27 protein-coding genes are annotated in these 25,889 nt (G+C 60.4%); 13 read left to right on the top strand and 14 right to left on the bottom strand.

Features of this window, described 5'->3' with window-relative positions; translation table 11 throughout:
• Positions 1 to 32 precede the first annotated feature (32 nt).
• Together ACZ5A6_RS03240 and ACZ5A6_RS03235 are read right to left on the bottom strand one after the other, a co-directional pair.
• On the bottom strand, positions 33 to 1,292 hold the full coding sequence (locus ACZ5A6_RS03240; protein WP_174061531.1) for a DNA-packaging protein: 1,260 nt from the start codon (positions 1,290 to 1,292) through the stop codon (positions 33 to 35).
• On the bottom strand, positions 1,289 to 1,816 hold the full coding sequence (locus tag ACZ5A6_RS03235; protein ID WP_112155260.1) for a hypothetical protein: 528 nt from the start codon (positions 1,814 to 1,816) through the stop codon (positions 1,289 to 1,291). The genes ACZ5A6_RS03240 and ACZ5A6_RS03235 overlap by 4 nt, the downstream gene beginning before the upstream one ends.
• 251 nt (positions 1,817 to 2,067) lie before the next feature.
• On the opposite strand from ACZ5A6_RS03235, the gene ACZ5A6_RS03230 reads away from it, so the two are divergent.
• The gene (locus ACZ5A6_RS03230) at positions 2,068 to 3,708 is read left to right on the top strand and encodes an alpha/beta hydrolase (protein ID WP_013635730.1); all 1,641 of its coding nucleotides are present in this window, start codon (positions 2,068 to 2,070) and stop codon (positions 3,706 to 3,708) included.
• 26 nt (positions 3,709 to 3,734) lie between these two features.
• On the opposite strand, the gene ACZ5A6_RS03225 is transcribed toward ACZ5A6_RS03230, so the two are convergent.
• Positions 3,735 to 4,574, bottom strand: a complete 840-nt coding sequence (locus ACZ5A6_RS03225; RefSeq protein WP_111789364.1) for an SDR family oxidoreductase — start codon at positions 4,572 to 4,574, stop codon at positions 3,735 to 3,737.
• Positions 4,575 to 4,717: 143 nt separating this feature from the next.
• Here ACZ5A6_RS03225 and ACZ5A6_RS03220 point away from each other — a divergent pair, with 143 nt between their 5' ends.
• Positions 4,718 to 5,089 (top strand): winged helix-turn-helix transcriptional regulator, encoded by a 372-nt coding sequence (locus ACZ5A6_RS03220; RefSeq protein WP_019564087.1) that lies wholly within the window; start codon positions 4,718 to 4,720, stop codon positions 5,087 to 5,089.
• Between the two features lie 103 nt (positions 5,090 to 5,192).
• On the opposite strand, the gene ACZ5A6_RS03215 is transcribed toward ACZ5A6_RS03220, so the two are convergent.
• Positions 5,193 to 5,624: an Lrp/AsnC family transcriptional regulator gene (locus tag ACZ5A6_RS03215; RefSeq protein ID WP_003512084.1), complete on the bottom strand. Its 432-nt coding sequence runs from the start codon at positions 5,622 to 5,624 to the stop codon at positions 5,193 to 5,195.
• 147 nt (positions 5,625 to 5,771) lie between these two features.
• Between ACZ5A6_RS03215 and ACZ5A6_RS03210 the strand changes: the two genes are divergently transcribed.
• A complete protein-coding gene (locus ACZ5A6_RS03210; RefSeq protein ID WP_174061532.1) occupies positions 5,772 to 6,872 on the top strand; it encodes a saccharopine dehydrogenase family protein in 1,101 nt (366 codons plus the stop codon).
• 137 nt (positions 6,873 to 7,009) lie between these two features.
• Here the strand turns inward: ACZ5A6_RS03210 and ACZ5A6_RS03205 are convergent, their stop codons facing one another.
• A complete protein-coding gene (locus tag ACZ5A6_RS03205; protein WP_174061629.1) occupies positions 7,010 to 8,470 on the bottom strand; it encodes a protein adenylyltransferase SelO in 1,461 nt (486 codons plus the stop codon).
• Between the two features lie 177 nt (positions 8,471 to 8,647).
• On the opposite strand from ACZ5A6_RS03205, the gene ACZ5A6_RS03200 reads away from it, so the two are divergent.
• From ACZ5A6_RS03200 to ACZ5A6_RS03190, 3 genes are all read left to right on the top strand, one after another.
• A complete protein-coding gene (locus ACZ5A6_RS03200) occupies positions 8,648 to 9,718 on the top strand; it encodes a sensor histidine kinase (RefSeq protein ID WP_336510037.1) in 1,071 nt (356 codons plus the stop codon).
• A gap of 63 nt (positions 9,719 to 9,781) precedes the next feature.
• Entirely contained in the window at positions 9,782 to 11,500 is a 1,719-nt protein-coding gene (locus ACZ5A6_RS03195) for a glycoside hydrolase family 32 protein (RefSeq protein ID WP_111796163.1), read from the top strand.
• A 57-nt stretch (positions 11,501 to 11,557) separates the two neighbouring features.
• Positions 11,558 to 11,731 carry a hypothetical protein gene (locus ACZ5A6_RS03190; RefSeq protein ID WP_003512077.1) on the top strand — a complete coding sequence of 58 codons (174 nt, stop codon included), beginning with the start codon at positions 11,558 to 11,560 and terminating at the stop codon, positions 11,729 to 11,731.
• 22 nt (positions 11,732 to 11,753) lie between these two features.
• Here the strand turns inward: ACZ5A6_RS03190 and ACZ5A6_RS03185 are convergent, their stop codons facing one another.
• On the bottom strand, positions 11,754 to 13,142 hold the full coding sequence (locus ACZ5A6_RS03185) for an MFS transporter (protein ID WP_174061630.1): 1,389 nt from the start codon (positions 13,140 to 13,142) through the stop codon (positions 11,754 to 11,756).
• Positions 13,143 to 13,317: 175 nt separating this feature from the next.
• On the opposite strand from ACZ5A6_RS03185, the gene ACZ5A6_RS03180 reads away from it, so the two are divergent.
• Positions 13,318 to 13,566, top strand: a complete 249-nt coding sequence (locus ACZ5A6_RS03180; RefSeq protein ID WP_003512073.1) for a hypothetical protein — start codon at positions 13,318 to 13,320, stop codon at positions 13,564 to 13,566.
• 28 nt (positions 13,567 to 13,594) lie between these two features.
• Here the strand turns inward: ACZ5A6_RS03180 and cueR are convergent, their stop codons facing one another.
• From cueR to ACZ5A6_RS03160, 4 genes are all read right to left on the bottom strand, one after another.
• The gene (gene cueR, locus ACZ5A6_RS03175; RefSeq protein WP_003512071.1) at positions 13,595 to 14,020 is read right to left on the bottom strand and encodes a Cu(I)-responsive transcriptional regulator; all 426 of its coding nucleotides are present in this window, start codon (positions 14,018 to 14,020) and stop codon (positions 13,595 to 13,597) included.
• A 139-nt stretch (positions 14,021 to 14,159) separates the two neighbouring features.
• Positions 14,160 to 14,768 (bottom strand): class I SAM-dependent DNA methyltransferase, encoded by a 609-nt coding sequence (locus ACZ5A6_RS03170; RefSeq protein WP_111798937.1) that lies wholly within the window; start codon positions 14,766 to 14,768, stop codon positions 14,160 to 14,162.
• A gap of 34 nt (positions 14,769 to 14,802) precedes the next feature.
• Positions 14,803 to 15,624 carry a class D beta-lactamase gene (gene blaOXA / locus ACZ5A6_RS03165; protein ID WP_111798936.1) on the bottom strand — a complete coding sequence of 274 codons (822 nt, stop codon included), beginning with the start codon at positions 15,622 to 15,624 and terminating at the stop codon, positions 14,803 to 14,805.
• Between the two features lie 150 nt (positions 15,625 to 15,774).
• On the bottom strand, positions 15,775 to 16,254 hold the full coding sequence (locus ACZ5A6_RS03160) for a YcgN family cysteine cluster protein (RefSeq protein ID WP_019564095.1): 480 nt from the start codon (positions 16,252 to 16,254) through the stop codon (positions 15,775 to 15,777).
• Between the two features lie 255 nt (positions 16,255 to 16,509).
• Between ACZ5A6_RS03160 and ACZ5A6_RS03155 the strand changes: the two genes are divergently transcribed.
• Together ACZ5A6_RS03155 and ACZ5A6_RS03150 are read left to right on the top strand one after the other, a co-directional pair.
• The gene (locus ACZ5A6_RS03155; protein WP_013635720.1) at positions 16,510 to 18,705 is read left to right on the top strand and encodes a transglycosylase domain-containing protein; all 2,196 of its coding nucleotides are present in this window, start codon (positions 16,510 to 16,512) and stop codon (positions 18,703 to 18,705) included.
• 181 nt (positions 18,706 to 18,886) lie between these two features.
• The gene (locus ACZ5A6_RS03150; RefSeq protein ID WP_019564096.1) at positions 18,887 to 19,345 is read left to right on the top strand and encodes a VOC family protein; all 459 of its coding nucleotides are present in this window, start codon (positions 18,887 to 18,889) and stop codon (positions 19,343 to 19,345) included.
• A gap of 6 nt (positions 19,346 to 19,351) precedes the next feature.
• Here ACZ5A6_RS03150 and ACZ5A6_RS03145 read toward each other — a convergent pair whose 3' ends face one another.
• Positions 19,352 to 20,251, bottom strand: a complete 900-nt coding sequence (locus ACZ5A6_RS03145) for a LysR family transcriptional regulator ArgP (RefSeq protein WP_065661233.1) — start codon at positions 20,249 to 20,251, stop codon at positions 19,352 to 19,354.
• Between the two features lie 295 nt (positions 20,252 to 20,546).
• Here ACZ5A6_RS03145 and ACZ5A6_RS03140 point away from each other — a divergent pair, with 295 nt between their 5' ends.
• A complete protein-coding gene (locus ACZ5A6_RS03140; RefSeq protein WP_174061535.1) occupies positions 20,547 to 21,155 on the top strand; it encodes a LysE/ArgO family amino acid transporter in 609 nt (202 codons plus the stop codon).
• On the opposite strand, the gene ACZ5A6_RS03135 is transcribed toward ACZ5A6_RS03140, so the two are convergent.
• Positions 21,152 to 22,540 carry a M20 family metallopeptidase gene (locus ACZ5A6_RS03135; protein WP_174061536.1) on the bottom strand — a complete coding sequence of 463 codons (1,389 nt, stop codon included), beginning with the start codon at positions 22,538 to 22,540 and terminating at the stop codon, positions 21,152 to 21,154. The genes ACZ5A6_RS03140 and ACZ5A6_RS03135 overlap by 4 nt on opposite strands.
• Positions 22,541 to 22,648: 108 nt before the next feature.
• Here ACZ5A6_RS03135 and ACZ5A6_RS03130 point away from each other — a divergent pair, with 108 nt between their 5' ends.
• Positions 22,649 to 23,236 carry a DUF1214 domain-containing protein gene (locus ACZ5A6_RS03130; protein ID WP_003512054.1) on the top strand — a complete coding sequence of 196 codons (588 nt, stop codon included), beginning with the start codon at positions 22,649 to 22,651 and terminating at the stop codon, positions 23,234 to 23,236.
• Entirely contained in the window at positions 23,229 to 23,777 is a 549-nt protein-coding gene (locus ACZ5A6_RS03125) for a DUF1254 domain-containing protein (protein WP_003512053.1), read from the top strand. Before ACZ5A6_RS03130 ends, ACZ5A6_RS03125 begins: the two co-directional genes overlap by 8 nt.
• A gap of 20 nt (positions 23,778 to 23,797) precedes the next feature.
• On the opposite strand, the gene ACZ5A6_RS03120 is transcribed toward ACZ5A6_RS03125, so the two are convergent.
• Positions 23,798 to 23,986: a hypothetical protein gene (locus ACZ5A6_RS03120; RefSeq protein WP_038490312.1), complete on the bottom strand. Its 189-nt coding sequence runs from the start codon at positions 23,984 to 23,986 to the stop codon at positions 23,798 to 23,800.
• 555 nt (positions 23,987 to 24,541) lie between these two features.
• On the opposite strand from ACZ5A6_RS03120, the gene ACZ5A6_RS03115 reads away from it, so the two are divergent.
• Positions 24,542 to 25,450 (top strand): DUF2336 domain-containing protein, encoded by a 909-nt coding sequence (locus ACZ5A6_RS03115; protein ID WP_003512047.1) that lies wholly within the window; start codon positions 24,542 to 24,544, stop codon positions 25,448 to 25,450.
• A 58-nt stretch (positions 25,451 to 25,508) separates the two neighbouring features.
• Here ACZ5A6_RS03115 and ACZ5A6_RS03110 read toward each other — a convergent pair whose 3' ends face one another.
• Positions 25,509 to 25,862, bottom strand: a complete 354-nt coding sequence (locus tag ACZ5A6_RS03110) for a DUF1491 family protein (RefSeq protein WP_003512046.1) — start codon at positions 25,860 to 25,862, stop codon at positions 25,509 to 25,511.
• Between the last annotated feature and the right edge of the window lie 27 nt (positions 25,863 to 25,889).

Below are 25,889 nucleotides of genomic sequence, written 5' to 3'. Positions count from 1 at the left end.
GCTCTCATTCATGGGGCCAATTAGCGCCGATATCACATCCCGCGCACCCTCGGCTCACTCGCCACAGTCGTCGTCAACGCCGTTATTGACCAGACCAGCGCATCCAGCCGGTCGGGCGAGCGTCCGGATGAAAGGCCGTCGGGTCCGAAATCCGCCATCTGGTCGGTTAGCTTTTCAAACCGTGCGGCGTGGCGTACCCTGCCCTGTTCGTAGAGTGCCGCCACCGGCTCGGCGCGGGTGAACTTGCCCCGGCTTGCTCGCACCAGGGTCAGCGGCAGATTGGCGTCTATGCTCTGCAACATTGCCCGCACCATCTCGCCGCCCTGATTGACTTCCGCCACCACCCGGTCGGCCTCATGACGGCGAACGGCAGCGACAACGGCCCGCGCCCAGCCGGCCGGTGTTTCACCTTCCACCGAACAATCCGCAAGCACGACCAACTTGCCTGATATGCCAAGCCCGGCCGCCACGATGCCGCAGCAGGAATTTTCACCGATACCGGCGGGCGGGTCTACCGCGACCACGATCCGCGCCAGCGGCTCATGGTCGGTTTCCACAATTGCTTCCAGATCGGCACGTTTCCACAGCGCGCCTTCGCGCTCATCAATCAGTTCGCCGCCGATTTCCTGACGCCCCAGCCGCGTGCCGCCGTAACGGTCGTGCATGGCTTTCAGGAAACCCGGTGAGAGATTTTGCGCATTCATCGCCGTCGGCATTTTGGCCACCCAGCTCGAAGGGTCAGCGAGAAGCGCCTTCAGGAGCGGAATGGGCCGTGGCGTCGTCGTCACCAATTGCCGTGGGGCCTCACCAAGACGCAGGCCAAATTGCAGCATGTCCCAGGTTTCCTGCGGATATTTCCATTTTCCAAGTTCATCGGCCCAAGCCATGTGAAATTGCGGGCCGCGCAGGCTTTCTGGGTCTTCAGAGGAAAACACCTGCGCCATGGCCCCGTTTGGCCAGATGAGCCGGCGGCGCGATACCTCGAAGGCGGGGCGGCAACGGCGGGCGATACGGCAGATACCGGAAATGCCGTCGATCATCACCTCACGGGCATCCCCCAGGGTTTCCGCAACAAGCGCGATGCGCAGATCAGATTGCTTGCCGGCGGACGCAATCCTGTGCACCCATTCGGCCCCGGCGCGGGTCTTGCCGGATCCTCGCCCGCCGATCAGAAGCCACGTCCGCCAGTCACCCTCAGGCGGCTGTTGCGGCAGGTTGCCGATGAAACGCCAGTCGCGCAGAAGGGTGAAGACCTGCTTTTGCAGTTGGGGTTCGCTCGAAACATCCGTCATGTGTCAGCTTCTGTAGATGGACTACGAGCCAGATCTGCCTCCAGCCTCGCGCGGCATTTCTGTTCCGCCAGTTCGTCGATGCGTTTGAGGAAATGCGCCACCGCCATTTCGTAATCTTCGGTATCGGCTTCGTCCTCGCCGGCAAGAGCCTGCCTCTCTTCTGCCAGCACCCGTTGCAGGGCATCGATCCGTTCCAGTGTGCGCACAATCAGCGAAAGCTGATCCGTTGCGGCCTTCACGTCGGCGCGCGCCTGTTTGCCCGAGGCATCCTCCACCGTTGATAAAAATGCCGCTTCGCTTGTCTGCCGCAGGTTGCGGTACATGCAGAACTGTTCGCGCATCTCCACCGTCAGCTCGTTCAGCAATTGCCGCAGATTGCCATTGCGCGCCGCATCTTCGGCAGCCAGCTTGTCGGCCCGCGATTTTATCTCGGGTGCGGCCTCTAGCCTGCCCTCGCCGCCATAGGCGCAGCTTTCCTGCCAGACGCCGTGGAGCGCCAGATCGCAATTGCGGATATTTGCCATGAGGTGGACCTGCGAGAGAATGACGTGTCGCGGAAAAGCATCGGCTAAACCGACCTTTGCCGCTCAGCCGCAAATCTCCGACTGTGACCTAAACCTATCAAACCACCGTCACGCTGTAAAGGATTATTTTCCTATAATTGTGATTTTTGTCCTGCGAACAGGGTTTGCACCCTCGCCCGCCGCATACTACACTCGTGCCAGACGGCGGGAAAAAGGGGCAAGTCAAGTTGTTGAAACAATGGGTTGGGCGGTTGTTTGCGGGTCTTTCGGCAACCGGCATCGTCTTTGGCACTATTCTTTTCTGCGCTTCGCTCACGCCGTCTCTTCTGCCGCGCACATGGCTGATGCAGGGTGTGCTGTGCGGATTTTCCTTTGCCATCGGTTATCTGATCGGCGTGGCGCTCACCGCCATCTGGACCTATCTGGAATTGCCCCACCCCTCGCGCCATAACCGGCGCAGCATCCGCTTTCTCATCGCCCTTGCCAGCGCGATAACGGCGATCGCGTTTCTTTGGCAGGCGAAAGACTGGCAGAATTCCATCCGTATCCTGATGGAGCTAGATCCGTTGCCCAGCGCCCACCCCACCAAGACCGGCGGCGTTGCGGTGCTGGTCTCCGCCCTCCTCATCGGCGCTGGACGGCTTTTCCAGCTCATCCGGCGATTCTTCTCGGTGCGCAGCCGTCACTTCCTGCCGCGCCGGCTCGCCAATGTGCTCGGTATAGCCGCCGCCATCGTGCTGTCATGGATGCTGCTGAACGGTCTGATCTTCGATATCGGCCTGAAGTTTGCCGATTCCTCGCTGAAACAGGTGGATGCGCTGATCGAGCCGGATGTACCGCGCCCTTCCGATGCGCTCAAAACCGGCAGCAGCGCTTCCCTGATGACATGGGAATCGCTTGGCCGCAGAGGCCGCGAATTCGTGGCCGGCGGGCCGGAGGCACAGGAGATTTCCGCCTTCACCCACCGCCCGGCCAGGGAACCGCTCAGGGTCTATGCAGGCCTGAATTCTGCGGCAACGCCCGAGGAAAGGGCAGCACTTGCGCTGGAGGAGCTGAAGCGGGTTGGCGGGTTCGAGCGCAAGGTGTTGCTGGTCGTCATTCCCACCGGCACCGGCTGGATCGATCCGGAAGCGCTTGATACGGTCGAATATCTGCATGACGGCGATATCGCCAGCGTTGCCGTGCAATATTCCTATCTTTCCAGCTGGATCGCGCTTCTGACCGAACCGGATTACGGTGTGGAAACGGCGCGCGCGCTGTTTCAGGCTGTCTACGGTTACTGGACCACACTGCCGAAGGAGACGCGCCCGAAACTCTATTTGCACGGGCTGAGCCTCGGTTCGCTGAACTCGCAGAAATCATCCGATCTTTACGATGTGCTCTCCGACCCGTTCCAGGGTGCCCTGTGGAGCGGTCCGCCCTTTTCCAGCCCCACATGGCGCATGGCCACCAATGGGCGCGTGGCGGGTACGCCGGAATGGCTGCCGCGATTCCGCGATTCCTCGGTCATCCGCTTCGCCAACCAATATACCACTGCGCATATGCCTGATGCGAAGTGGGGCCCGATGCGCATCGTCTATCTGCAATATGCCAGCGACCCGATCACCTTCTTCGAGGCCGCATCGCTTTACCGGCGACCGCAATGGATGGTTCATCACGGCCCTGACGTCTCCACATCCTTCCGCTGGTTCCCGGTCGTGACCCTGCTGCAGCTCGGTCTTGATGTTGCCGCCGCCACCACGGCGCCGATCGGTTACGGCCATGTTTACGCGCCGGAGCACTATATCGATGCGTGGATGGAGGTAACCGCACCGCAGGGCTGGAATGCGGATGATATCCAGCGGCTCAAGATGTTGTTCAAGGCCCGCCGCGGCTCCACCGATCCGGCGTGACGCGACGGGCGTGTCGTTTCTGAGCGTCAGTCCTTCAGCGCGGCCACATGGTCGGCCACATAGGTTTCCAGCGAGCGCGGTGCGTGGCCGGTCAAAGTCTCGACATCACCGGTGACCGCCGACGTCCAGCCTTCGCGCACCGGATAGAAGATCGACGCGAGGAAGGCGGCGTAATCCTTCGGAACGCCAGCGCCGGTCAGAATGCCGATGAAAACATCGTCCGAAACCGCGCTATAGCCGACCGGCTTGCCGATGGCCTGCGAGATGATCGTGGCCGCCTCGCCGTAACTCAGAGCCTTCGGCCCGGTCAGGTTGAACGCCTTATTGTCGAAAGCCGTCGAGGTCAGCGCTGCCGCTGCACTGTCGGCGATATCGCGCACGTCGATGAAGCTCGACTTGCCTTCGCCTGCCGGAACGGCGATCTGGCCGTGTTCGATGCCGGCCTTCCAGTAGGTGTGGAAATTATCGGCAAACCAGTTGGGGCGCAGAATGACGTAAGGCGCGCCGGAAGCGATGATCTTCAGTTCCACCTGGCGATAGGGAATGGAATCGTCGGCATCGACGCCGAAGACGCTGAGGAACACGATCTTCACATTGCGGCGGGCAGCTTCCTCGACAACCGGCGTCAGCGCGTCGATTGCATCCAGACGCCCGCCAGCCAGGATCAGAAACAGACGATCAACGCCATCGAAGGCATCCGTGTAGGTCGAGGCGTCGGTATAATCGAAGCGCACCCCTTCCGCGCCTTCGGCTGCCTTGCCGGTGCGCGAGGCTGCTTTCACGCTTTCGCCCTTGGCCAGAAGCGCCTTTACCAGCGGCGTGCCGATGGTGCCGGTGGAGCCGATTACGAGTATCTTGCCAGTCATCTCAAATCTCCGTAGTATCTAGTGGAAACCATGTTTCGAAAACATACGTACTGCGTATTCGAAATCAGGAAAAGAGAGCACTTTCCGGTTATCTGGTATCCTCAAGGAAACCGACCCGGGCTTTTCAGAGCTGGATGAGACCCATGGAACATGTCTATGACGTTTACGAGGATCGCTGCCCCACACGCATGGTGCTGGACAGGATCGCTGACAAATGGGCGCTGCTGATCCTCGACAAGCTGCGGGTGGACGCGGTGCGCTTCAATCTGCTGCGGCGGGAAATCAAGGGCATTTCGCAGAAGGTTCTGTCTCAGACGCTGAAAAAGCTCGAGCGCGACGGCCTGATTTCGCGGCAGGCCTTTCCGACGGTGCCGGTCACGGTCGAATATTCCCTGACGCCGCTCGGGCGCACGCTGACCGACACGGTTGCGGCACTGGCCCACTGGGCGGAGGGCAACATGGACGCGGTGCTGGCGGCGCAGAAGGCTTATGACGAGAGGGGTGGGTTAGGGTAAGGCAAGCCCCCACCTTCCTGATTTCTGTGCTTGTCAAAGGGATGAGGGAGACGAGAGCATTGCGCGCACTCGTCCGCCTTTCGCCTGCCAAACCCTCCAACGCCTACCGCGAAATCCGCGTGGAAAGAATGATCGACGATAGCGTGCGTTCCACGCCGTCCAGCGCGCCGATCCTGTCGATCAACCGGTCAAGGTCGAGAATGGAAGGTGCTGCCAGAATGGCGATCAGGTCGAAAGTGCCGCTGACCGAATGCAGCGTTGTCACCTCCTTGATGGCGGTGAGCGCCGCCGTCACGCCAGGCAGCGCCTTTGGCCCGATGGTGATCAGCACATGGGCGCGCACCAGCCCGGAAAGATAGCTTTCCGAAAGTCTCAGGCCATAACCGGCGATCACCCCTTCGGCCTCGAGCCGCTCGATGCGAGCCTGCACGGTGGTGCGCGAAAGGCCAAGTTTGCGGGCCAGTTCCGCCACCGGCATGCGGGCGTTTTCGGAAAGCAGGGCGAGCAGCGCCCGGTCCTTGTCGGCAATCGTCATAATGACCAATCCTGTCGTCTAATTGTCCAATATTAACCCGCTATCCGCACATAGTGAAGCTGCGAATCGTCCAAAAAAGCTGACATTCTGTCTATGAAGCGCATCTGGTGCGCAGAGGCATATAAATTTACTGCGGGGAACAAAAACATGAAAAACATCGTCGTCATCGGCGCGGGCAATATCGGTTCAGCCATCGCCTGGATGCTGGCTATCACCGGCGATTATCGCATCACGGTTGCCGATCGCTCGGCAGACCAGCTGACGAATGTGCCGGCGCATGAGCGTGTCGACACTGAAATCGTCGACATTGGCGACCGTCCGGCGCTGGAAGCGCTGTTGAAAGGTAAGTTCGCCGTGCTTTCCGCTGCGCCCTTCCACCTGACGGCGGGCATTGCGGAAGCTGCGGTTACAGTCGGCACGCATTATCTCGATCTGACTGAAGACGTCGAATCCACCCGCAAGGTCAAGGCACTGGCGGAAACGGCTGAGACCGCGCTCATTCCACAATGCGGCCTCGCCCCCGGTTTCATCTCCATCGTCGCCGCAGATCTTGCCGCCCGGTTCGACAAGCTGGACAGCGTGCGCATGCGTGTCGGCGCGCTGCCGCAATATCCGTCGAATGCGCTCAACTACAACCTTACCTGGAGCACGGACGGGCTGATCAACGAGTATATCGAGCCCTGCGAAGCCATCGTCGAAGGCCGCCTCACCGCCGTTCCGGCGCTGGAAGAGCGCGAAGAGTTCTCGCTCGACGGCGTGACATATGAGGCCTTCAACACCTCGGGCGGCCTCGGCACGCTATGTGCGACGCTGGAAGGCAAGGTGCGGACGATGAATTACCGCACCATCCGTTATCCCGGCCATGTCGCAATCATGAAGGCGCTTTTGAACGACCTCAACCTGCGCAACCGCCGCGATGTGTTGAAGGACCTGTTCGAAAACGCCCTGCCCGGCACCATGCAGGACGTGGTCATTGTCTTCGTTACCGTCTGCGGCACCCGCAACGGCCGTTTCCTGCAGGAAACCTATGCCAACAAGGTCTATGCCGGCCCCGTTTCCGGCCGGATGATGAGCGCAATCCAGATCACCACCGCAGCCGGTATCTGCACCGTTCTCGACCTGCTTGCGGAATGCGCCCTGCCGCAGAAGGGGTTTGTCCGGCAGGAAGAAGTGGCCCTGCCGAAATTCCTGGAAAACCGGTTTGGAAGATATTACGGCGCGCATGAGCCGCTGGCCCGGGTTGGGTGAGTTAAGGGGAGCAATCGGCCCCGACACTGTCATCCTCGGGCTTGTCCCGAGGATCTAACGTCTCACGAAATCGATAGGTCGCAGATGCTCGGGACAGGCCCGAGCATGACGACGAGCGGCGGAATGCCTCTCCCAAATCACGTCCCGCAAAAGGTCCGAAACACCTTCTCATCGCTCATCGGCGGCTGCATGTAGACGAAATTGTCCGGCCGTTCCTCAAATGGCGTGGCAATCGCCGCCAGCATGGCGTGGAACGGTTCGAAATCGCCGTCTTCCACCGCCGCCTCGATCAGTTCCTCGATGCGGTGGTTGCGGGGAATGATGGCCGGGTTGACGGCGAGCATCGCCCGCGACCTCTCGGAGGCAGAAACTTCTTCCCGCCCGGCCCGCTCCTGCCAGCGCGCCAGCCATGCATCCGCCGCCGCGATATCGATGAACATGCCGCGAAACGGCTCGGCATCGCCCTCTACCGCGTGAGAAAGACGCCGGAAGGTCAGCGTATAATCGGCTTCCGATGCCTGCATCAGCGAAAGAAGCGCCTGCACCAGCTCGATATCGCCGTCCTCTTCGCCCCTCAGCCCAAGCTTTTCGCGCATGCCGGCAAGCCAGCGCTTGGGAAACGCGGCGGCGAAATCAGCGAGCACGGCGTTTGCGAGTTCGGCTGCTTTCTCTACTTGAGGGTCGAGCAGCGGCAACAGGCATTCCGCCAGCCTTGCAATGTTCCATTGGGCGATGCCCGGCTGGTTATTGAAGGCGTAGCGCCCCTGTGCGTCGATGGAGGAGAACACCTTGTTCGAATTGTATTCGTCAAGGAAGGCGCATGGACCGAAGTCTATCGTCTCGCCGGAGATCGCCATATTGTCGGTATTCATCACGCCGTGGATGAAGCCAACCATCATCCATCGGGCGATGAGTTCGCACTGCCTCTGAGCGATGCCCTGCAACAGGGCGAGATAGGGATTGTCCGCGTTTTTCACTTCGGGATAGTGGCGGTCAATCACATAATCCGCAAGATTTCTGATCCCCTCATCATCCTCGCGCGCGGCGAAGAACTGGAAGGTGCCGACCCTGATATGGCTTGCCGCAACACGGGTGAAAACCCCGCCCGGCAGACCCACCTCGCGCTGCACCCTGTCACCGGACAGGACGGCGGCGAGCGCCCTTGTCGCGGGAACGCCGAGCGCGAACATTGCCTCGGAGACGATATATTCGCGTAGCACCGGGCCGAGCGCCGCGCGCCCGTCGCCCCTTCGCGAAAACGGCGTCGGGCCGGAGCCCTTCAGCTGGATATCCCGACGTTTGCCGTGTTTGTCGATGACTTCACCGAGAAGAATGGCACGACCATCGCCGAGCTGCGGCACGAAACCGCCGAACTGGTGGCCGGCATAGGCCATCGCCAGCGGCTCGGCCCCTTGCGGTACCACATTGCCGGAAAAGATCGCCGCCAGCCTGTCGTCGTCGAGGCCTGAGACGTCGAGAAGAAGCTCGTCTGCCAGCGCCCGATTGAAGGCGATGAGGCGTGGCGCCTTCACCGGCGTTGGCAAGACGGCGGCGCTGAACCTTTCCGGCAGGCGGGCATAGGAATTGTCGAATCTGATCACGGGTAAACTCCCTGCTTTTACCTGATATGGCCCTTTTTCCGCCCGGTTGCGAGGGGTGAATAGCCACAATTACGGGAAGCCGCAGCGGAGTTTGGAAAAATCAATTTGAACTACAGGTATATTTGAACATACAAACATCCAATGAATGAGCCGCAATGCAAGCAGGATAAATTCGTGCCAGAGTTCCCGTATGACGACAGTGAAATGGGCGAGGCCATCCGCCGCTTCGACTGGGCGTCGACAAGCACGGGGCCGATAGAGACATGGCCGGTATCACTCAAAACCACCGTGCAGATGATCCTCAAGCAAGGCCATGCAATCTGTCTGTTCTGGGGGCCTGACCTCAACATCGTCTACAACGACGCCTACCGCCCGTTTCTTGGGCTGAAGGAAGAGGGTGCGCTCGGCAAGCCGTTTCACATCATCTGGTCCGATGTCTGGAACGATGTGAAACCCTTCGTTGATCAGGCACTCTCCGGCAAGGGCACGTTCGCCGAGGACATGCATCTCGTCATGGACCGCAACGGCTACCCCGAAGACACCTACTGGACCTTTTCCTACAGCCCGCTTTACGACGACCAGGGCAAGATCGCAGGGCTGATAGACATAGCCGTCGACACGACCGGAGCGGTGCAGAGCCGCAGCCGGGAGGATCTTCTGCGGCGCGAACTCGTCCACCGGGTCAAGAATACGATGGCGATCACCACGGCGGTCGTCAGCGCCACCCTGCGCCATTCGCAGACGCTTGAGGATGCGCGCGACACCATCAAAAGACGTATCGCAGCACTCGGCAACGCCCAGAACCTCATTCATGCTTCGGGAAAGGGTGCCAGCATCTCCGCGCTTGTCCGCGAGTCCGTTTATCCGCATCTCGACGACAAGGCGCGCGTAACGATTTCCGGACCGGACATGGAAATCGCGCCGCAACAGGCGCTGGGCCTGTCTCTGGCCATTTATGAACTGGCCACCAACGCGATGAAATATGGCGCACTTTCCAACGCGAGCGGCAAAATCGAAATCTTTTGGACGCTGGACGAGGATGACCGCTTCGAACTGCGCTGGCGCGAGACGGACGGACCTGCGGTCAGGACGCCGACGCGTACGGGTTTCGGCTCGCGGCTGACCAACCAGATCGTTGCGGCTTACTTCTCCGGCGAAGGCCGCACCTTCTATCATCCAGACGGGCTGCTGTTCGAGCTGGATGGCAAATACGAGGCTGGCGACGGCGAAACCTCTGGCGGTTGAACTTTCTTTCGTCCCATTCGTTGCGTTTCCTGAACCAAAGTAGCCGCGACGAAAGGAACGGGAATGACCGTCGTTGAAGCCGTAGCCGCCGAGCCGGAAAGCGCAATCCGCATCCTGCACACCGATCTGCCTGTTAACGCCACTTTCCATGTATGGCTGAAGGCGAAAAAACCGGCGGAACCCGGTGCCGTCTCCTTTTCCAATGCGAATGGAAAATTCGCTGAGGTTTCAAGCCTCAACACGGAAGAGTTCGGATTTAGAATCTATCAGGTCTTCGGCGGCGGCCATGTGGAACTGAGCTACGATACTGTCACGACCGCCGTTTCCGTCATCTACTGGTTCACCGCCGCCGACGTGCTGGAAACCGGCATAACCGTCGTCCATACCAAGCCGGACAATGCCGCACCGGAACTGCCTGACAGCTATCACTTCCGCCCGCCCTTCGGCTGGATGAACGATCCGAACGGCTTTGGCCGGTTCGAAGGACGGCCGCATCTGTTCTACCAGCATTATTCACACGGGCTGCGCTGGAACACCATGCATTGGGGCCACGCGGTTTCCTCCGATTACCTGCGCTGGCGGCATCTGCCGATCTTCCTCTTCCCTTCAGAGGACCTGACAACGCGGCCGGACAAGCGCGGCGGCGCTTATTCCGGCTCGACAATTCCTTTGGTCGAAGGTTCGGGCATCCGCGTGTTCTTCACCGAGCAGGTGCAGGATCGCATTCCCGAACAGCAGATCCAGCTCACCGCCACTTCTTCCGATCTCATCATGGCCGGACAGGCCGAAGTCATTCTCGGCCATCGCCCGGACGGACAGGGGCTGACGCCGGACTTCCGGGATCCTTACGTCTTTCGCGGCCCGGATGGACTTTGGAAAATGCTGCTCGGAAGTCAGAGCGACGGTGGCGGCGTCATCCTGCTTTACGAGACGCTGGACCCGACGGCGGCGTCAGGCTGGACCTATGTGGGCAAGCTTTGGGTGGAAACGCGCTACAAGACCACTGCCATTGAATGCCCCTGCCTTCTGCCGCTCGACGGCCCGGCCAATGCCCGATCCACGCGCTGGGTTCTGGTCTATGGGCTGATGCATTCAGAAGACCCTGAAACCGGCCGCAAGAACCTGACCATGGCCGATGTCGGCTGGTTCGACGGCAAGGTCTTCACCAAGGAATTTGGGCAGGAGCTGGATTTCGGCACCGACAATTACGCCTTCCAGGCGTTTCTGGATGGCGACAGCATCATCGGCATCGGCTGGCTCGCCAATTGGGCGGATGCCAATCCGGAGATCGATTTCCCGACATCCATGACGCTGCCGCGCCGGATCCACTATTCGAACGGCGAGCTACTGACCCCGCCAATCGGTGCGGCGGAAAGCCTGCGAAGCCATATTGTCGATCGCACGCGGCTGGCGGCCGGGGAGCGCGTCACCTTCATCAACGGTGCGGTGGAGATGCTGATCGAGCTTGCCTCGCCCGGCGCACCGTTCGAGTTGGTGCTCGATCATCCCGTGGTCACACTGGGCCTCATCGCCGATGAAACGGGCCTGTGGATCCGCCATGATGACGGGCGCGATGGCCCCTCGCCGCACTATATCGCCAGAGGGGCAAGGGCCTCGCACATCCGCGTCTTTCTGGACTACGGATCCATCGAAGTGTTCGCCAACCGGGGCCGGTATGTGGGAACAAAACGCATAGAGGGTTTCGAGCCCGTGCGTTCAGCGCTCCTCAAGGCAGCGCCGGGGGCTGTAGTGCACGCCACCAGCTGGGCGCTGCGTCCGTGAGGAACCTTTTGGCGGATCTGCTGTTGATAAGCAGCAACCGCTCAAAGGAGAAACGGCATGACAAAAATCAGCGATTCCCGCGATCCCATCCTGTTTCCGACAGAAGCCAACGAAAACAAGACCGAGAAAAAACGCGCGGGCAAGGGTGTCGTCATCATTATTGGCGCAGTCGCGATCATGGCTTTCGTGGTTTATCTGGCGGCGATCACCATCGCCACCACGCAGTCTTAACCGCACACACGCCGCAGAGGCGTCAGCGCTGTCCGCTTCGCAAGCCGCGGGTTGTCAGGATCGCCAGAAGCGAGACGATGACACCCAGCCCATAGAGATAGAGCATCGGCATCGTCACATCCGCACGATCGATCTGCAGAACGAGATCGCTCGCGGCAGCGACGGTGCCGCTTGCGCCCGCACCGGCCGCGGCACCCAGCGTCGCGACCGTAGGCAGCAGCGCGCCCGTCATCTTGCGTTCCTCTTCCGGCGCGGCTTCCATGGCTGCCTGGCTGATGCCTGCCCAGGACATGCCGAAAGCTGAACCGATCAATATCTGCCCGATCAGCATTTCCGGCCAGTTCCCCGTCGCCAGCCCAAGCCCGAGCAGCGCACAGCCCGGCACCATCTGGTAGGGTCCGTAATGCAGGCAAAGCTGCCGCAGGCGGCCCGAACGCAGGCTGCCGATCAGCATTGCCACGAAGCTCCAGGCAAGCGGCATCGTCACGACGATAAAACCGGCGAAGGTCGGCTCATGGTGCCAGAGATTGATGGCGACATAAGCGAGATAGACGCTGCCGAGTGCATGGGCATAGGACATCAGGAACAGCACCCAGAAACGGCTGCCAAGTACCGTTTTCAACCGGAAGGAATCCCTGGGGAACAGGCCGGTGGAAGGCCGGATGCCCGCCTTCAGCGACGCCCACAACAGTGCCGCACCAACCAGCAGCGACATGATGCGCAGACCGGCATCCTCAAAGGCGGAGGGTGCGGAGAAAGCCAATGCGCCAACGAGGCAAAGCAGCAGCGGCACCATCGGCTTGCGCGAGGTCGCGACCGACCGTTCCGCCGAGACCGCAATCGCCGTATAGGCCAGCAGCAGCACGATCAGCGGCGCAGACAACAGGAATGTGGCGCGCCAGGAGATGTGCTCCGTGGCAAACCCGCCGGTGAGCGGCCCGACGAAGGACGCCACCGCCCAGATGGCCGCCTCGATGGCAAAGACCTTCGGCAGTAGAGCCGAGCGAAAGCCGGCAGGTATGAGGCTGTAACACACCGCCACGATCAGGCCATCGGCAAGTCCCTGCAACGCCCGGCCGATGACGACCCATAAAAAGCTGTCGGCGAGTGCCGACATGACGGAGCCGAAGGAAAAGATAAGGCAGCACAGGAATAGAACGCTGCGTGCGCCAAAACGCTCGCGAAACAGAACGGCGGTGACACCGCCTGCCACGGAACCGACGAAATAGAGGCTGTAGGCCCAGCTATAGAAGGCCGCGCCGCCAATCTCGCGCACCGCGACCGGCAGGGCCGTGACTACTGCAAACTGGTTGAAGGCATGCAGGCCGATACCGGAGGAAATGACGGTCAGAAGCGAGAGGTTCGCCCCACCAAGCAATTCCGACCAGCTATTTTTCTCCGTCATTTCCATACTTGTCAAAGCCGTATCCTTTCCATTCTTGCGATACGGCGGGCAAACTAGAACCTCAAGCACCATTGAGGTCAAGGCGCCTTTTCACCTATTCCGCTCGAGCGAACTTGCAGGCATCAGGAACCCTCTGCCTCCCCGGTCGTTTGCGCAATGACCAGACAGAAAGGATACCACCATGGACCGCAAGAAAATCACACCTCTCAACGAAGACGCCATGGACGAGGAACTGCTCGATCTCGATATCGACGCCCTTCCGGCAAAGGGAGAAATTCCGCAGTCCATCGAACATGAAATCGAGGAAGAAGAGGCCGAGAGCGAGGACGACCCTTATCAGGAAAGCGACGAGGCCCTTCCCGATGACGCGGAAGAGCGCGTGATCGACCGCAATCCCTCGCGCGAAGGCGGTGCGTTCGACGAGGTTTAGGGACTGGCGGCGGGGCGGGATGCGGCCGTCAGTGGGCCTTCGCAGGCTTGTGGGCGGCCTTTTCGACGCCTGCCGCTAGATCATCGAGGATCGGGCAATCCGGCCGGTGGTCGCCGCCGCAGCAATGGGCAAGGTGGGACAGCGTCTTCACCATGCCCTTCATCTCGGCAATCTTCTGTTCGAGATCGGCGATATGGCCGAGCGCAATGTCCTTCACTGCCGAACTCTCGCGGCTCTTGTCCTGCCAGAGTTTCAGGAGCGTTTCGGTCTCCTCCAGCGAGAAGCCAAGCGTGCGCGCCCGCTTTATAAAGCGAAGATTATGCACGTCCTGCTCGCCATAGACCCGGTAGTTGTTGCCGGTGCGGGCGGCGGGGGTAATGAGGCCGATCTGTTCGTAATAACGGATCATCTTGGCGGAAACGCCGGATGCATCCGAAGCCTGTCCGATATTCATAATGCCACTTCCCTCAGGGCGACTTTCGCCCGTTTATGGCTACTATGTAAGGATTCCCATCATGGGAAGGTCAAGGGATAACGACATTTTTTATCGCACGCACAATCGTGAGTGCCTGGCAGGGCTCTGAATTCGATGGTTACGCCGCCACACGTCTGGCGAGATAAATCGTCGCCCCACCGCAATCGGGATCGTTGACGATGTGATCGAGAAGTAGAAACCCGTGCGCGGCAAGCAGGCTTTCATATTCTTCGCGAGCGAGGCTGGCATGGTAAAGCGGTTTTCCCTGAAGGGTCCCCGTCGCTTCCCCGTGTCCCGGCCCGGCCGTGAACATCAGTGCGGCGCCGTCATTGGCGTGCTGCCGGAAAATACCGAACATGCGGCGCTGATCGTCGGCTTTCAGATGGAAAAAACTATGCCAGGCAATCAACCCGTCGAAGCGGCAACTCAATACGAGTTCACGCATATCGGCGACCACCCAGCGCTTTTCCGGAAATCTGGTGCGGCAAATTTCTATCAGGGGATATGACGTATCGATGCCGGTCACGTCATATCCGTTGCCGATGAAGTAGCCGGCAATCGGCTCGCCTGAACCGCAGCCGATATCGAGGATGGATCCGCCCTGCGGCAAAAGCGACGTGAACCGATCCAGCCAGGATTTTTCGGCGAGGGAGCGACCGCGCAGCCTGTCGAAATCGGCCCCATGGTCGGTGTAGAGCTTGATCACATCGTTGGAGGCATCCGCCATGTCCGCTTTTCCTTGGGGCTGGCCGGCTGTGTAATCATCTGTGCACCGCCAGCCGGGCAATATCGCGCAGGAAGGCGTCGCGCACTGCGGGGCCGAGCGGTTCATTCGACGGCTTGTCGGCAACGCGAAGCCTTGCGAAGACGATGTGCTGGCCTTCGCGCTCCGCCCAGCCAACGAACCAGCCGAAGGGGCGGCTGCGGTCGGGGTTGCCTTTTTCGTCGCGCATGAAGCCCGTACCGGTCTTGCCGTGCACGCTCCAGCTCTCCGGCGCATCGAACACCGGCACGATCGCCCGCGTCTTTGCCTGCGCGTCGCGCGAAACCGGCAGATTTCCGGCCAGAAGGCGGCGGATGAAGCCCACCTGCTCGACCGGGGAAACGGTCAGGGAAGCACCGAGCCAGGAATGGGTGAGACCGTTATTCTTGCCGGGCTCACCCGAGACATCGGCATTGCCGTAACCCAGACGTTTGACATAGGCGGCGAATTTTTCCGGGCCGAGACGGCGGGTGAGTTCGCGCGAATACCACAGCACCGAATCCTGCTCCCATATGGTCGGATCAACCGTCTTGCGGTCCTGCGCGCGGGCCTCCGTGCCGGGTTTCCAGTCCCATGCGGGGGTCTTGTCATCCAGCAGGATGCCGGCGTCATAACCGATCAGAGCCAACGGCACCTTGAAGGTGGAGGCCGGCGCCACGCGCTGATCGCAGGCGCCCTGCTGGTTGATGACAGCGCCGGTCTCGATGGAGGTGACCAGCGTGCATTCAAAAGCCTGCGATTGCTGGGCGGAGGCGGAAAGCGGCAGAATACCCTGAAGGGCAATGCACGAAAGAACGATGGCGGGCAGCCGATAGCGCATGCGTTTTGATGTCCCTCGTCCGCATTCTGCGGATCATATGCCGGAATGGATGAACGGCGGCCCTTGTTTCAGGCATGCCGTTATTCCGAAACATGCCTTAAGAAAACGATGGGGCAGGAATAGGACCAACACGAAAATTGGCGACTTCCGTCAGCTATTCTCTTTTTCGCCCGCCGTCTCACCCACTGTGAGCGGCCAGTCCACCACATAATCCTCGAAATCGTCAACCTCCACGTCCAGCTCGTTGACGGTGCGGCCGCGCGCGGAAATGCCGGCCTGATGCACCGTGTTCACGTCGCCGGAGACGAGATAGTGCCACCAGTACAGATCCTTGCCATCGCGCACCAGCGCGTAGGCGCAGGTGGGCGGCAGCCAGCCGATTTCGTGCACCTTTTTCAAATCAAGCTGGATACAGTCCGGCACGGTGGCGCGGCGGTTCTCATAGTCGGAGCACCGACAGCTTTCACCGTCAAGCAGCTGACAGCGGACCGACGTGAACACCACTTCGCCGGTGTCCCAATCTTCCAGCTTGTTCAGACAGCACAGGCCGCAGCCGTCGCACAGGCTTTCCCATTCCTGGCCACTCATCTCTTCCAGCGATTTGGTTTTCCAGAACGGCGCGTCATTCATCGTTAACATTTCCGTTCCATTTTGATCTCTTGGAGGGCAAGGTTTAACCGATCCCTAATCCTTAATATCGTATCGCCAAGGGCTGGTTTGTACGATATTTTAGCATTTTGGCGAGTGGCAAAGGGTCATTGACCCGCGAGAGGCCGCCGCGTCAAGCAATTCCAGCAGAACCATGTCATGGTTTTGCGTCCGGAATTGGATGAAGCGCAGAAACATCGACAATACGCGTTGCGTTGAACAGGAAAACATCGCCAGGTGCAGGAAGAAAAAGACGATAAAAACGGTCGCAAAAAGCGGCACATCCTGCTGAGAATCGATAGCTTTATCGACTCCGGCCTGTGGACGGCTGCGGCAAGGCTGGTGGATTTCTGGGAAGACGTCACCATTGCCTCGCGCAAACTGCATGTGCGCGGCTGGAAGAAGCTTCTCGTCAACCTGACATGCGACGCGCTGACCTTCGGAACGGCCGGCTGTGTCGTGCTTCTGGCGCTTGCCATGCCCGCCTTTGAGGAGACCAAGAAGGACTGGCGTTATCGCGGTGATTTTGCCGTGACCTTTCTTGACCGTTACGGCAACACCATCGGCCATCGCGGCATCATCCATGAGGATTCCGTCCCGATCGACCAGATGCCGGATCATTTCATCAAGGCGGTTCTGGCCACCGAAGACAGACGCTTCTTCGACCATTTCGGCATCGATTTCATTGGCCTTGCACGCGCCATGAGCGAGAATGCCCGCGCCGGCGGCGTGGTGCAGGGCGGCTCGACGCTGACGCAGCAGCTTGCCAAGAACCTGTTCCTTACCAATGAGCGCTCGCTTGAGCGCAAGATCAAGGAAGCCTTCCTCGCGCTGTGGCTCGAGGCCAACATGTCGAAGAAGGAAATCCTCAGCCTTTATCTCGACCGCGCCTATATGGGCGGCGGCACGTTCGGGGCGGCAGCGGCGGCGCAATTTTACTTCGGCAAGAACCTGACCGATGTCACGCTTGCCGAATCCGCCATCCTCGCCGGCCTGTTCAAGGCGCCGGCCAAATACGCACCGCATGTCAACCTGCCCGCCGCACGTGCGCGCGCCAACACCGTGCTTTCCAACCTGGTGCAGAGCGGGCTGATGACCGAGGGTCAGGTGATCGGCGCGCGGCGCAATCCAGCCACCGTCATCGACCGCGCCGATGTGAAGGCCCCGGATTATTTCCTCGACTGGGCGTTTGACGAGGTACAGCGGCTGGCGGCGCAGGGCAGGTTCAAGGACCATACCGTCGTCGTGCGCACCACCATCGATACCGGGCTGCAACAGGCAGCCGAGCAGGCGATGGAAATGGAGCTGCGCGAGTATGGCGAGGGCTACCGCGTCAAGCAGGGCGCGATGGTGATGATCGAGAACGGCGGCGCGTTGCGCGCCATGGTCGGCGGGCGTGACTACGGCGAAAGCCAGTTCAACCGCGCAACGGCGGCGCTGCGCCAGCCGGGATCCTCCTTCAAGGTCTATACCTACTCGGCCGCCATGGAAAAGGGCATGAAGCCGGAGACGCTGATTTCCGACGCGCCCGTGACCTGGCGCGGCTGGTCTCCGCAGAATTATGGCCGCTCCTACGCCGGCAAGGTGACGTTGCAGGTGGCGCTTGCCAAATCCTACAACACCGTGCCGGTGCGTCTCGCCAAAGACGTGCTCGGCACGCAGGTGATCGTCGACACCGCCAAGGCGATGGGCGTCGCCACGCCGCTGCGCAGCGACAAGACCATTCCGCTCGGCACATCGGAACTGACGGTTCTCGATCAGGCTACGGCCTATGCCGTGTTCCCGGCCGATGGCATGCAATCGCGCCGCCACGGCATCGAGCAGGTGCTGGATTACGAGGGCAAGGTTCTCTACGATTTCGGCCGTGACGAGGAACCCGCCAAGCGGGTGCTTTCCGAAGAGGCCAATTCGAAGATGAACCAGATGCTTGTCACCATTCCCGTGATGGGAACGGCCAGGCGCGGCGCGCTTGAAAACGGCATCGTTTCCGGTGGCAAGACCGGCACGTCGCAGGCTTACCGCGACGCCTGGTATGTGGGCTTCACCGGCAACTACACCACGGCGGTCTGGTTCGGAAACGACGATTTCACGCCGATGAACAACATGACCGGCGGCGCGCTTCCCGCCATGACCTTCAAGCGGCTTATGGACTACGCCCATCAAGGCATGGAGCTGCGCCCCATTCCCGGCATCCAGAACCCGCTGCCGACAGGCGCGCGCCCGCAGCCTTCGGCCCAGGTCGCTGCCGCATCCGCCACCGCTGCACCCGCCATGCCGGCACTCACCCGCCCACGCTCGCTCTCGGCCGAAGCAACCCGCGTCATCCGTTCCATCGCCAAGAAGATGAAGGAAGCCGCGCCTTTGACCGTCACGACGCAAAAGGTTGCGGATGCGTCGTTGCGGGATGGCCCGGGGGATGCGGCCCGGCGGTGACGGCTTGGCAACCTTGGCTCATAATGCTGAAGGCGTTTTTCCCTCCAGATTGCTGCCTGCACTCGGCTTAAGAAAAATCCGCATTTGGCGCTTGACCTCAATCATGGTTGAGGTTGCACAGTCCGATTGCAAGAAAGCGAATGCCCGAAAGGCGCAGCGCTAAGGCAATTGAGGACAGGAAATGGTGAAAGTAAAAGCATTGTTCGAGACGCATTTGACGGTTTCGAACCTGGAACGCTCGGTTGAGTTTTATCGTAATGTTGTCGGCCTGGAGCTGGCACAACGATTCCCTGAACGGAATGTGGCGTTCTTCTGGACCGGCGAACGTGGGCATTCGATGCTTGGCCTATGGTCCATCCAGTCCGCACCCATCAATATGAGACTGCACATCGCCTTCAGCGTCGATTTTGATCAGCTTCTCGCCGCACCGGACTATCTCCGCCGGAACGGCGTAACGCCGCTCGGTTTTGACGGCGAAAAGGAGATCGACGAGCCCGTCGTCTTTCCATGGATGCCGGCAGCCAGCGTCTATTTCAAGGATCCCGACGGCCACTCGCTGGAATATATCGCGTTTCTTGGCGGCGAAGCAAAACCGCAGATTCCGCGCGTGTTGAACTGGAGCGAATGGCAGACTATTTGATCTGCCTCAGGAAAGAAGCGCCGCCCGTGCTGTTTCCACCACATGGGCGGTGAGCGTGCCGAGTCGTTCAGCGGCGAGCCGATTGACCTGCCAGTAAAGCGGGATATCGAGCGGCGTGCCGGGAACGACTTCCACAAGCCGCCCCGCCTCAAGGTGCTCTCCCACCAGCTGCACCGGGTTGAGGCCCCAGCCCATGCCGGCAAGACTTGCCTTCACGAAACCGTCGGTCGAGGGCAGCCAGTGGGTGGGATAGGATATATCCTCACCCAGCGCTTTTTTGATCCAGCTGGCCTGCAGCCTGTCCTTCTGGTTGAAGGTAAGCCCCGGCGCGCGGGCAAGCGTGGCGGGCGTGACGCCATCGGAGAAATGGCGCGCCATGAAAGCCGGGCTGGCGGTGGCGTGATATCTGAGCACACCGAGAGCCAAGACCCGGCAGCCCTGCACAGGCTTGGCATGGGCGGTGACGGCGGCGAGCACCCTGCCCCCGCGCAGCCATTCCACCGTATGGTCCTGATCGTCCACCGCGATGTTGACGAGATAGTCGCTGCCACCGGTGAATTTCGAAACCGCGTCGAGAAACCATGTGCCGAGACTATCGGCATTGGTGGCAATGTTGAGTGTGACACGCTCTGCCGCCGCGCCCGCTTCCGAAAGAACCGGAAGCTGCCGGAACAGTTCGGTTTCCAGCATGCCGACATGGTCCATGTGCCGGCAGAGCCACTCGCCCTTTTCCGTCGCCACGCAAGGATTACCGCGCACTATCAGCACCACGCCGAGGCGCTCCTCCAGCTGCTTGATACGCTGGGAAACGGCCGAGGGCGTGACACACAGCACCTGTGCCGCCTTCTCAAAGCTGCCGGTCTGGGCCACGAGCGCCACGGCGCGCATGGAAGGATAGTCCAGCATCACAAGCCTCCTTGTAAAGATTGATATGGGCGTGGTTGGCGGGAAGCGTCCGGGCAGTAGCAGTAGCACTCTCCTCTTCCCTCATTCCTGTCCTTGTCACAGGAATGAGGGTCAGGCGAGGTGCCCGCACATGAAATCGCCCTGTCGCATCGTTTTTGTCCGTCATTAGTTTTACTTACTTGAACTGAGTTTGTTTAATTTGATTAAACCATGTGAGGGAAATATCAAAGCACTCGGGCTGGAAGCGGTGGCATCATCCATCCGCACAGGCAGAGACAAAAGGCAGCAGCCAGACATGGACATTCAGATCTTCTTCACCGGCCTGACGATGGGTCTCAGCCTCATCGTTGCCATCGGCGCGCAGAATGCTTTCGTTCTAAAGCAGGGGCTGGCGCGCTCCCATGTCTTTGCCGTCTGTGCCACCTGCGCAATTTCCGATGCGCTGCTGATCACCGTCGGCGTCTTCGGTTTTCAGCGGATAAGCGCCGTCATGCCGGCGCTCGATCCCATCATGCGGTATGCCGGTGCGGCGTTTCTCATCTGGTATGGCGCGAAAAGCCTACATTCGGCCCTGCGTTCGTCGGAGGTGCTTTCGGTGGCGGAAAGGCGGGAGGCGAGCCTGTGGCAGACGCTTGCCATTTGCCTGGCGCTGACCTTTCTCAACCCGCATGTCTATCTCGATACCGTCGTGTTGCTCGGCACCATCTCCACGCAATTTCCCGGCTTTGAAAAAACCTTCGCGGCGGGTGCCGCCACCGGCTCCCTGCTGTTCTTCTTTTCGCTGGGTTACGGCGCGCGCTGGCTGCGCCCGATCTTCGAAAAGCAGTCCGCCTGGCGCATCCTCGAAGGGGTTATCGCCTTCACCATGTGGGCCATAGCCTTCAAGCTGGTCATGGGCGCTTAAAGCGAAGGGGTATCTCCCTCTCCGAGGTCCCAGTAAAGCCCGGCCATGATGGCAAGCGCCTCGCGGGCAATCTCTTTCGGCAGATGTTCGTTCGGCGCATGCTGAGAGCAGCCGGGATAAGAATGCGGCACCCAGATGGTGCGCAGTTTCAGTATATCGGCAAAGATATCGTTGGGCAGCGAGCCACCCAGATTGGGAAGAAGTGCCGGTTTCTTGCCCGTCGTGCGGGCCATGGAACTCAGAGTGAAGCCGACCCATGGGTCCTGCGGATCGAGCCGCGTGGCGCGGAAAATCTCGTCGCCGGCGGGTACGATCCGCACCATGCTGAATCCCTGCCGGTCGAGATGGCGGCGTATGGCGGGCAGCACGGCTTCCGGATAGATGCCGACAACGAAGCGCAATTGCAGCCGCGCCCATGCCCGTGGCGGAATGGCATTGACCGGCGCGCGCGGATTGCCGGTCTCGAAGGCCAGCACCTCCAGCGCGCACCAGCCGAACACGCGTTCGGCGGTGGAAAGGCCGGGCTCGCCCCAGTCAGGATCGATTTTCGGACCATCCGGGCCGCCATCGATCTCGCAATCGGCAAGCGCGTCACGCACCGCCTGCGGCAGCTCTTCGGGCACCAGTTCGGGCACGCGGATCTGCCCGGATGGGCCAACGAGGCTTGCCATGGCATGCGCCAGCTGGACGCCGGGATTGGACAGCGCCCCGCCCCAATTGCCGGAATGATGGCCGCCTTCCCGCGCCTCGATCACCAGATCGAAGGTAATGCCGCCGCGCGCACCGAGAAAAACGGTCGGCCGCTCCGCATTCAGGCGCGGGCCGTCGGAGGCTATCAGAAGATCGGCTTTCAGCCGCTCGCTATAGTCCCGGCAAACTTCCCTCAAGCCGGGAGAACCCCTCTCCTCGCCCATCTCGATCAGATATTTGGCGTTGAACCCAAGTCTTCCACGCGTCTCCAGCACCGCTTTCAGCGCCGCCATGTTGACCGAATGCTGCCCCTTGTTGTCGGCGGTGCCGCGCCCGTACCACCTGCCATTGCGCTCGGACATCACGAAAGGCGAAAGGCCTTCTGCCCAGCCGTCATCAAGACCACGCACCACATCGCCGTGGCCATAACCCAGCACGGTCGGCAGATTTTCACCCTCGAAACGTTCGGCGATCAGAAACGGCAAATCCGCCGCCGGGTCGCGCAGGATCGTGCAGGAAAACCCCATGGCGGTGAAAGCGGGCTGCATTTCGCGCTCCAGATAGAGCGCCAGCTCGGCGCCGCGCGCCTTATCCTGGCTTTCGGTGCGCAGCGAAACGCGCCGCGCCAAGTCCTGCTCGAACCTGCCATCGTCGAAAAAGCGGGTGGCGTGGTCGATGGCGGCTTGTCGCGACATGGTGGAATCCCTCTTCTGGTCATTTCCATCAAGACTAAACAAGGCGTACCATTTTCCAAACAGGGAATCAGTGATAGTCCTCGACCTGTTCAAAAACGGGAAAACAGCGTGTTTCGAGTTCCATTCCTTGTCGGCATCGCCTTATTGATCGCCTTTGGCGGCGGCATTGCCGCGACGCTGGCAGCACTTGAGGCGACATCCGGCTTCGGCTCGATCCGCATCGGCTCATGGGATGCCTTTCCGGAAGCGCAGACGATCGAGGCCGATCCCTACGCCAAGTCGCACCGCGCAGATGCCGGCAAGCTGCTTTATGGAACGGCCGAGGGGCTGGCCTTCACCGCCTCCGTCGACAGCGACGGCCAGCGCCTGACCGGCGAATGCCGTTACCAGCTGGCGGGCGCCGTGCCGCCCTCACGGTTCTGGACGCTCTATACCGCAGACCAGCAGGGCAATGTTCTGGCGGAAGATGCCGGACGACCCTTTGCGCTCAATTCGCGCACGCTGTTGCGCAGCGCCGATGGCGGCATCGACATCACCATTGCACCCGATGCCCAGACCTATAACTGGCTGGCTGTGCCGCAGGGGCAGACATTCAAGCTGGTCATGACGCTGCTCGACACGCCGGTTGCCGGCAGTTCCGGCCTTATCGACATCGCCATGCCGCAAATCCGCAAGCTGGGGTGTGGCAATGCTTAGGACCCTGCTCGCCATCCTCACCGGCCTTGTCGCCGCCGCCGTGCTGCATGTCGTCATTCTTCTGGCGATACCGCATTTCAGCAATCGCGACGCCTATACCCGCGCCTTGGCGGAAGGTAAGCCGCATCAGTTTCATCTTCTCGAAGAAACGACGGAGAAAAAGACACTGGGAAGCGGCGATCCCTTCATGCGGGTTGCCGTCTGCACCTTCAATATCGAGGAAAAGCCCATCAGGCTGACGGCCATCGGCGCGGTGCCCTTCTGGTCGGTCGCGGTTTACGACAAGGCGTCGAACGAGGTGTTCAGCATGAACGACCGCACGTCCGCAGGCGGGGTGATGGATATTCTGGTGGCGGATTCGGTGCAGATCGCGGCCATTCGCAAGGCGCAGCCGCCATCGCTCTCACAGGCCATTTTGGCGGAATCGGATCAGACGGAAGGGTATGTGGTGTTGCGGACCATGGTGCCGCAGCCGAGCTTCGGGGAAGAAGCGGAACGGTTCCTGAACGAGGCGAAATGTCAGCCGACACCCTGGAAATAGCGCCGGTCAATCAAGCGTAATCAGGATTTGAAGACGGTTTCCGGTGCGGGCTTGCGCTTGCGCGCATCCTTGCCAGCCGGTTCCGTATCGCGTTTTTCATAACGCACGCCGGTAAACAGCACGACCTTTGCCGGGCCCATAACCTTGCCGGACATTCCGGCCGGGCGCAGGCTTCGTCGGGCTTCGGCGATTGGAATAATAACTGCCATGCTCGTCTCCTCTTCGGGAGTCAATGTTGCCCATGGGAACCGCGCAAGCCTCGTCTTGCGTCGGGAATTTCATCACCATCACATTGCGCATAATCCAGCCCACAGACTGGTTTTCGCACGACCCAAAAATCGATGGCGATTTTGCAAGGTGTCGTGCGCATATCAAGGCTTCGGCATGCCATTTTCGAAATTATTCTATCAATCAGAATAACATGGAATCCTAATACTGCCCATGAAATTAGAAACAGACAGAGGTTAATGATCCGTTAACCCTAATCGCCGGGCGCCAACTTATCCTTCATAAAGCTGCACCCGTTGAAAACAAAGGCGAGACGGCAAGGTTCCATGCCGTTTTGTCCGTCACGAAGGTTTTAAAATTTCCTTGTTGATAAACGCACAATAACGCTTGCCACCCCCCATAGTTAACAGGGTGTCAACGGATTTGCTCTAATTTGAACCGATATTGTGTTTGCGTTTTTGTTGGGTAGTGCGTTGACCGACCGGTTTCGAGAACTTGAGAGGCCAAGAGCCGTGAGGAAGAAAGATGTGGTGCTAATGGCCACTGTCACGAATTTTGAGACTGTTCCCCATCCGTCAAAAACGGACCTTCGGCAGTTTGCCGAGCTTTTCATGCCGCTTTTCAACGCTTCCACCGAAGAGGCCAAGCGGGAAGCCATTGCAGCGCTTTCCCAGCATCCAAACGTGCCTTCGGCGGTTGCCTTCTTCATCGCCTGCCAGCCGATTTCCATTGCCGCCCCCTTCCTGATTTCGTCGAAGTGCCTCGATGACGACACGCTGATCACCATTGCCCGCACGCAAGGGGCCGCCCATGCGCGCGCCATCGTGCGGCGCGAGGACCTGTCGCCGACCGTCATCGACGCGCTAGTCGGCCTGCGGCACATGGAAGACCTGAAGCGACCCGATGACGCGACGCCTCCCGCCATGCCGGAGCCAGCCATTGCGCAGCCGGCAGACGCCCAGATCAAATCCACCGCCGTGGAAGAGGAAATGCGCCAGCGCATCAAACGGATGGCGCATCAGCTCAGCCGCCCGGAAAGCGACGTTCTTGGCCTGCGCCGCCTGAGTGACGTGCAGGAAGCGCTGCTCGTGCGGTTCGCGCGCGAGCGTGATGCGCGGCAGTTTGCGGTGACGCTGGCGGATTCGCTGTCGTCCAGCTACTGGCTGTCGGAGCGCATCATGCTCGACATATCAGGCACGCAGCTCGCCACCACCCTCATCGGGCTTGGCATGGAATTTTCCGAAGCCGCCTTCATATTGCAATGCTTCTATCCGCATCTTGCCGCCGCCGAAGGCGACATGAGCCGCGCCGAGGCCATGCTCGACCGCCTCGAAATCATTGAATGCGAAGAGCGGGTGGAAAGCTGGCGGCGCGCCGACAGCTACACCCACGGCCGCGAACGACCGAACCACAGCGCACCTGTCATTCACAGAACGGGGACGTGAGGGTTAAGGCGGCCACCCCTCGCCCGGAGCAATTCCGGGCGCAAAGCTGCTGCACGCTTTAAATCTTCGGTTGGTCCACCAGCGTCAGGAGAGTGCCGATCTCGTCCGTTTCGATCTCGACGACCCACAGATCGCTGTCGAAGCGCCGCTCCCTTTCGAGAAGAGCAGCACTTTCCTCCCCCTCCACACCTGCAAGACGCGTCTCGAAACGGCGTTCGGCCCGGACTTCCTCGTCCTCGGCAAAACTCTGCGGCGCGGGTCCATAGAGGTTTTCGCGGCCATCACGAAGGCGCTGGCGGATGAAGATCGCACCGGCCTCTTCGGCACCCTTCTTTTCGACAGCGGCAAAGCCACCAGCGGAAAACACGCGGCGGATAAGAGCTGATACGAAGATTTCGGATTTGAGGCGCATTGGGGTGCTTTCGATGGAGGCGGCAGG

This window comes from Agrobacterium sp. 6Ca8 (genome assembly GCF_055382765.1).
Note: the sequence above shows the minus strand (reverse complement) of the source record. Positions and strands in the feature narration are given on the sequence as shown.

What these genes read in the sequence shown, in the direction of transcription:
- ACZ5A6_RS03240 (WP_174061531.1), bottom strand. Translation starts at nt 1,292, where the DNA reads ATGACGGATGTTTCGAGCGAACCCCAACTGCAAAAGCAGGTCTTCACC.
- ACZ5A6_RS03235 (WP_112155260.1), bottom strand. Translation starts at nt 1,816, where the DNA reads ATGGCAAATATCCGCAATTGCGATCTGGCGCTCCACGGCGTCTGGCAG.
- ACZ5A6_RS03225 (WP_111789364.1), bottom strand. Translation starts at nt 4,574, where the DNA reads ATGACTGGCAAGATACTCGTAATCGGCTCCACCGGCACCATCGGCACG.
- ACZ5A6_RS03220 (WP_019564087.1), top strand. Translation starts at nt 4,718, where the DNA reads ATGGAACATGTCTATGACGTTTACGAGGATCGCTGCCCCACACGCATG.
- ACZ5A6_RS03215 (WP_003512084.1), bottom strand. Translation starts at nt 5,624, where the DNA reads ATGACGATTGCCGACAAGGACCGGGCGCTGCTCGCCCTGCTTTCCGAA.
- ACZ5A6_RS03210 (WP_174061532.1), top strand. Translation starts at nt 5,772, where the DNA reads ATGAAAAACATCGTCGTCATCGGCGCGGGCAATATCGGTTCAGCCATC.
- ACZ5A6_RS03195 (WP_111796163.1), top strand. Translation starts at nt 9,782, where the DNA reads ATGACCGTCGTTGAAGCCGTAGCCGCCGAGCCGGAAAGCGCAATCCGC.
- ACZ5A6_RS03190 (WP_003512077.1), top strand. Translation starts at nt 11,558, where the DNA reads ATGACAAAAATCAGCGATTCCCGCGATCCCATCCTGTTTCCGACAGAA.
- ACZ5A6_RS03185 (WP_174061630.1), bottom strand. Translation starts at nt 13,142, where the DNA reads ATGGAAATGACGGAGAAAAATAGCTGGTCGGAATTGCTTGGTGGGGCG.
- ACZ5A6_RS03180 (WP_003512073.1), top strand. Translation starts at nt 13,318, where the DNA reads ATGGACCGCAAGAAAATCACACCTCTCAACGAAGACGCCATGGACGAG.
- cueR (WP_003512071.1), bottom strand. Translation starts at nt 14,020, where the DNA reads ATGAATATCGGACAGGCTTCGGATGCATCCGGCGTTTCCGCCAAGATG.
- ACZ5A6_RS03170 (WP_111798937.1), bottom strand. Translation starts at nt 14,768, where the DNA reads ATGGCGGATGCCTCCAACGATGTGATCAAGCTCTACACCGACCATGGG.
- blaOXA (WP_111798936.1), bottom strand. Translation starts at nt 15,624, where the DNA reads ATGCGCTATCGGCTGCCCGCCATCGTTCTTTCGTGCATTGCCCTTCAG.
- ACZ5A6_RS03160 (WP_019564095.1), bottom strand. Translation starts at nt 16,254, where the DNA reads ATGAATGACGCGCCGTTCTGGAAAACCAAATCGCTGGAAGAGATGAGT.
- ACZ5A6_RS03150 (WP_019564096.1), top strand. Translation starts at nt 18,887, where the DNA reads ATGGTGAAAGTAAAAGCATTGTTCGAGACGCATTTGACGGTTTCGAAC.
- ACZ5A6_RS03145 (WP_065661233.1), bottom strand. Translation starts at nt 20,251, where the DNA reads ATGCTGGACTATCCTTCCATGCGCGCCGTGGCGCTCGTGGCCCAGACC.
- ACZ5A6_RS03140 (WP_174061535.1), top strand. Translation starts at nt 20,547, where the DNA reads ATGGACATTCAGATCTTCTTCACCGGCCTGACGATGGGTCTCAGCCTC.
- ACZ5A6_RS03135 (WP_174061536.1), bottom strand. Translation starts at nt 22,540, where the DNA reads ATGTCGCGACAAGCCGCCATCGACCACGCCACCCGCTTTTTCGACGAT.
- ACZ5A6_RS03125 (WP_003512053.1), top strand. Translation starts at nt 23,229, where the DNA reads ATGCTTAGGACCCTGCTCGCCATCCTCACCGGCCTTGTCGCCGCCGCC.
- ACZ5A6_RS03120 (WP_038490312.1), bottom strand. Translation starts at nt 23,986, where the DNA reads ATGGCAGTTATTATTCCAATCGCCGAAGCCCGACGAAGCCTGCGCCCG.
- ACZ5A6_RS03115 (WP_003512047.1), top strand. Translation starts at nt 24,542, where the DNA reads ATGGCCACTGTCACGAATTTTGAGACTGTTCCCCATCCGTCAAAAACG.
- ACZ5A6_RS03110 (WP_003512046.1), bottom strand. Translation starts at nt 25,862, where the DNA reads ATGCGCCTCAAATCCGAAATCTTCGTATCAGCTCTTATCCGCCGCGTG.